Below are 4,868 nucleotides of genomic sequence, written 5' to 3'. Positions count from 1 at the left end.
CTATCGGGGCGACCTGCTCGACGGGCTGTCGTTCGCAGGCGAGATCGACGAGTGGCTCGCGCCGCTTCGGGCCAACTACGCCCGCAAGGCGCTGGAACTGGCCGAGCGGCTGAGCCTCTTGCCGGAGTTGGGTTCGCGCGAGGAATTGGCCTGCGAAGCACTGGCCGAACGGCTGGTGACGCTCGACCCATGCGCCGAGCAGGCCCACCGTGCACTGATCCGCATCTTCCGCCGCCGCGGCAAGACCAACGATGCCTTCCGTCAGTTCCTGGTCTGCAAGGAAGCGCTGAAGCGCGAGCTCGGCGTCGATCCCGAAGAAGCGACGCGGGCGCTGGTCGAACGCATCGAAGCGGAACCGACAGCCAAAGGCAGACCGCCCGAGGTCGAACCGTCCGGCCTGGAAGTGAAGGCGGAGCCGCCGCGTCCGGCCGTCTCGGTGCCGGAAAAGCCATCGATCGCTGTCCTGCCGTTCCAGAACATGAGCGATGACGCCGAGCAGGAATATTTCACCGACGGCGTTGTCGAGGAGATCACGACGGCGCTGTCGCATGTGAGCTGGCTGTTCGTGATCGCGCGGAATTCCGCCTTCGCCTACAAGGGCCAGGCGGTCGACGTCACCCGCGTGGCACGCGAGCTCGGGGTGCGCTACGTCCTGGAGGGCAGCGTCCGCAGGGCCGGCAGCCGGCTGCGCGTGGCAGGGCAACTGGTCGAGGCGGCGGCGGGGGTGACTCTGTGGGCCGACCGGTTCGAAGGCGACGTCTCGGAGGTGTTTGAACTGCAGGATCTCGTCGCCTCCAGCGTTGTCGGCGCGATTTCGCCGAGGCTCGAGCAGGCTGAGATGGCGCGCGCCAAGCGCAAGCCCACCGAAAGCCTCGACGCCTACGACCACTATCTGCGCGGCATGGCGAGCCTTTACCGCTGGACGAGGGAAGGGCTGGAGGAAGCGCTGCCGCAATTCTACAAGGCCATCGAGCTCGACCCCGATTTTGCCTCAGCGGAGGGCGCTGCCGCCTGGTGCTATTTCTGGCGGATGGCGAATCGCTGGATGACTGATCGGCAGAAGGAGACCGCCGAGGTTTCCCGGTTGGTCGGCAACGTCGCGATCTCCGGCCAGGACGACGCGGTAGCGCTGGCCTTCAGCGGCCTGGCGCTGGGCTATGTCACCGGCGACTACGAGGCCGCCTTGGCACTGGCCGACCGGGCGCTCGTGCTGAACCCGAACTGCGCCACCGCCTGGAGCGCCAGCGGCTACCTCAAGGCCTGCTACGACGATCCCGACATCGCCATCGAGCACCTGTCGCGGGCAAGACGGCTGAGCCCGCTCGATCCGCTGACCTTCTTCATGCAGACCTGCACCGCCTTCGCCCATTTCGTGGCCGGCCGCTACGACGTCGCCTGGCCGCTCGCAGAGGCGGCATCGCGCACGCAGCCATATTATCTCACCGGCCTGCGCGTCGCGGCCGCCTGCAATGCCATGGCCGGCAGGCTGGATGCCGCGAGCAAGCATATCGCGCGCTCGCTGGCGCTCGACCCCGAACTGACGCTTGCCAACCTCACACACGTGGCGGGCCATATCAGGCCGGCCTATTTCGCCAAATATTTCGAGGCGCTGCGGCTGGCCGGCCTGCCCGAATAGACACGTCTTGGTGCATCGTCTTCAATCCGCCAGCGCCGCGGCCTCGACTTCCTTTCCAAGGCGAAGCGTTTCGCGCACGAGCAGGTCGAGATCGTCACGCCGCGTGCGGTGGTTGGTGATCGCCACCCTCAGGCAATGCCGGCCGTGCACGGTGGTGTCGGACAAGGCGGCGATGCCTTCTTCCTGCAGCCTGAGCATGATCTCGGTGTTGAACGCCTTGAGCCGTTCCTCGGACGCACCGTCCAGGCGATGGCGGAAGCAGACGATGTTGATGGTGGTCGGCGCCATCGGTTCCAGCGCCGGCTCCGCCTCGATCAGAGCGGTGAGATGACGAGCCTGGGCGATGTTCTGGTCGATGAGGCGCCCGAACTTCTCCACCCCGTGCTCCTTGAGCGCCATCCAAATCTTTAGCGCGCGAAAGCCGCGCGATGTCTGCAGGCCGTAGTCGTGCAGCCATTGCCCGGAGGCGAGCCCACGCGGTGTCGATTCCAGGTATTCCGGGGTGACGGCGAAGGTGTTGCGGTGGGCAGAAGCATCGCGAACCAGCGCACAGCCCGCCTCGAACGGCGCGTGCAGCCATTTGTGCGGATCGAGGGCGATGGAATGCGCCTGCTCGATGCCGGCGACGAGCGATCTGTTTTCAGGCGCGATGGCAATCAGTGCGCCGATGCAGCCGTCGACATGGAACCAGAGGTCTTCTTCCGCCGCCAGCGCGGCCAGCGCCTTGAGGTCGTCGATCGCGCCGGTGTTGACGGTGCCGGCGGTGCCGATCACGCAGGCTGGCTTGAACCCTGCCGCGCGATCCTCCGCGATGGCCGCCCTGAGAGCGTCGACGTCGATGCGCAAACCGGCATCGGTCGGAATCCGTCGCAGCGCCCGGTTGCCGAGGCCGAGCGCTTCCATCGCCTTGCGGTGGCAGGAATGGACCTGGTCCGACGCGTAGAAGCGCAACGGTTTTGGTATCGCGCCTACGCCCCTTTCGCGAACATCGACGCCCGCCTTGACGTTGCGCGCCACGGTCAGTCCGATAATGTTGGCCATGGAGCCGCCGCTGACCAGCGTGCCGCCGGCCGAGACCGGGAATCCGACCATCTCCTTGCACCAGCCGACCACCTGGCTGTCCATCAGCCCGGCGGCGTGGTTGCCGCCGCCGAGGTTCGAGCCCTGGATCGCCGCCAGGAAATCGCCGAGCGCGCCGGTGAAATTGCTGGACCCCATGTACCAGGACCAGAAGCGCGGATGGATGTTGCCCATCGGATAGGCCATCACGTTGCGGGCGACCTCGCCATACACATCGGCAATCGGCGCCGGTTCGTGCGGCAGCGGTGCCGAAAAGAAACTGCGGACCTCGGGCGGCATCTCGCGCCACACCGGACGATCTCGGACATCCTTGAGATAAGCGACGGCCTCCTCGACGATCCGATGCGACAGGGCCTGCATTTCGGCCCAATCCGGCGGATCGAGCGTTTCATCCATCACCGCTGTTTCCTGCAAGGTATCCATCCGCTCCTCCCCCCAAAAGGCATGCGATCATTTCCTGGATTGTCATGCGGCGCCGCCAGCCGAATGGGCAGCGGCGCCGCGAATTGTCTTCAGGCGTCGAATTGGCAGCTCGGCGTCGAGCGTGACAGCGCCGTCTCCTCGGCGTCCATCTCCGCCTCGATGCCGTCGAACAGCGGCGTCGACATGTAGCGCTCGCCGGTGTCGGGCAGCATGCACAGGATCACCGAACCGGCCGGGGCCGTCCCGGCGATCTGGCGCGCCACGGCGAAGGTGGCGCCGCCGGAGATGCCGGTGAATATGCCTTCCTGCCGTGCCAGCGCCTTCGCCCATTTGATGCCTTCCGGACCGGGGATCGGCACCACCTCGTCATAATAGTGCTTGTCGATCGCCTCCTGCAGCACGTTGGGGATGAAATCCGGCGTCCAGCCCTGGATCGGATGCGGCTCGAACGCCGGATGGCTGGCAGCGGGTGCGCCGCCTGCGCCGCGTTCCTGCGCTTGGCCGCTGCCGATAAGCTGCGCATTGGCTGGCTCGGCAAGCACGATCCGGACATTCGGCCGCTCGCGGCGCAGCACTCGTCCGACGCCGGCGATCGTGCCGCCGGTTCCATAGCCGGTGACAAGCACATCGAGCCTCGATCCCGCGAAATCGTTGATGATCTCGCGCGCCGTGGTCGCCTCGTGGATGGCGGCATTGGCTTCCGTCTCGAACTGACGGGCCAGGAACCAGCCATTGGCCCCGGCAAGTTCGACAGCCTTCTGATACATGCCGGAACCCTTCTTGGCGCGCGGCGTCAGCACCACCTTGGCGCCCAGCATGCGCATCAGCTTGCGGCGCTCGATGGAGAAGCTGTCGGCCATCGTCACCACCAGCGGGTAGCCCTTCTGCGCGCACACCATGGCCAACCCGATGCCTGTGTTGCCGCTGGTCGCCTCGACCACGGTCTGGCCCGGCTTCAACTTGCCGCTGCGCTCGCCTTCCTCGATGATGTTGAGCGCCAGCCGGTCCTTCACCGAGGCCGCCGGATTGAAGAACTCGGCCTTCACATAGATCGTCGCGTGACCCGGGCCGAGATTGTTGATGCGGATGACCGGCGTGTCGCCGACCGTGTCGAGAATGCTGCCGAACAGCCGGCCGCGGCCGGCTGTTGTCCTGATTTTCAATTGCTGCAACATGGCTTTTCTCCTCGATGTCTCACGCGCCGGTTACAAACCGGCGGCTTCGGCGGCGCGGTTTCGACACCTTGCCGCGGTAGGGTTGCGGGACCTGCCGCAGATGCGGCAACGGCGGCGTTCCGATACGGAATAGGGCTGTCGGATGCTTCCTGTCGTCTTTGGTGATAGAACATGGACCAACTGGTCAGCGTGGGAGCGAGCGTGGAAACGCACGTGGAATCCGCCCGATCGGGCCTGAACAGCGAGGCGGCCGGCCTGTCCCTGCGGCTGTTCGGACCGCTTGCGATTGTGCGCGACAGTGTTCCGGTCGTGCTGCCGGCGTCCCGCAAGCTGCGCGCGCTGCTCGCCTATCTGACGCTCGCGCCACACCCCGTCAGCCGCAGCCGGCTGTGCGAGCTTCTCTGGGATGTTCCCAACGATCCGCGCGGCGAGCTTCGCTGGTGCCTGAGCAAGCTTCGCGCCGCGCTCGACGAGCCGGACCTGCGCAGGGTCGAGACCGAGGGCGACGCGGTCGCGCTTCGCCTCGCCGATACCCGCGTCGATGCCCTGGAGAC

The 4,868-nt window shown here is 66.3% G+C and carries 3 protein-coding genes and 1 pseudogene; 2 read left to right on the top strand and 2 right to left on the bottom strand.

The features are described 5' to 3' along the window. Nucleotides 1–1,636, top strand: a 1,636-nt coding sequence (locus EOA29_RS24980; protein ID WP_127221759.1) for a BTAD domain-containing putative transcriptional regulator, incomplete at its 5' end; no start/stop codon positions are given. Nucleotides 1,637–1,657: 21 nt separating this feature from the next. Here the strand turns inward: EOA29_RS24980 and EOA29_RS24975 are convergent. Then, nucleotides 1,658–3,139: a pyridoxal-dependent decarboxylase gene (locus EOA29_RS24975; protein WP_126092335.1), complete on the bottom strand. Its 1,482-nt coding sequence runs from the start codon at nt 3,137–3,139 to the stop codon at nt 1,658–1,660. A gap of 89 nt (nt 3,140–3,228) precedes the next feature. Next, complete coding sequence (locus EOA29_RS24970; protein ID WP_126092334.1) at nt 3,229–4,314, bottom strand: pyridoxal-phosphate dependent enzyme; 1,086 nt, start codon at nt 4,312–4,314, stop codon at nt 3,229–3,231. 171 nt (nt 4,315–4,485) lie between these two features. On the opposite strand from EOA29_RS24970, the pseudogene EOA29_RS24965 reads away from it, so the two are divergent. After that, a pseudogene (locus EOA29_RS24965) lies at nt 4,486–4,868 on the top strand (transcriptional regulator); the annotation flags it as partial.

It is taken from the genome of Mesorhizobium sp. M1E.F.Ca.ET.063.01.1.1, from assembly GCF_003998155.1.
Lineage (GTDB): Bacteria > Pseudomonadota > Alphaproteobacteria > Rhizobiales > Rhizobiaceae > Mesorhizobium.
Note: the sequence above shows the minus strand (reverse complement) of the source record. Positions and strands in the feature narration are given on the sequence as shown.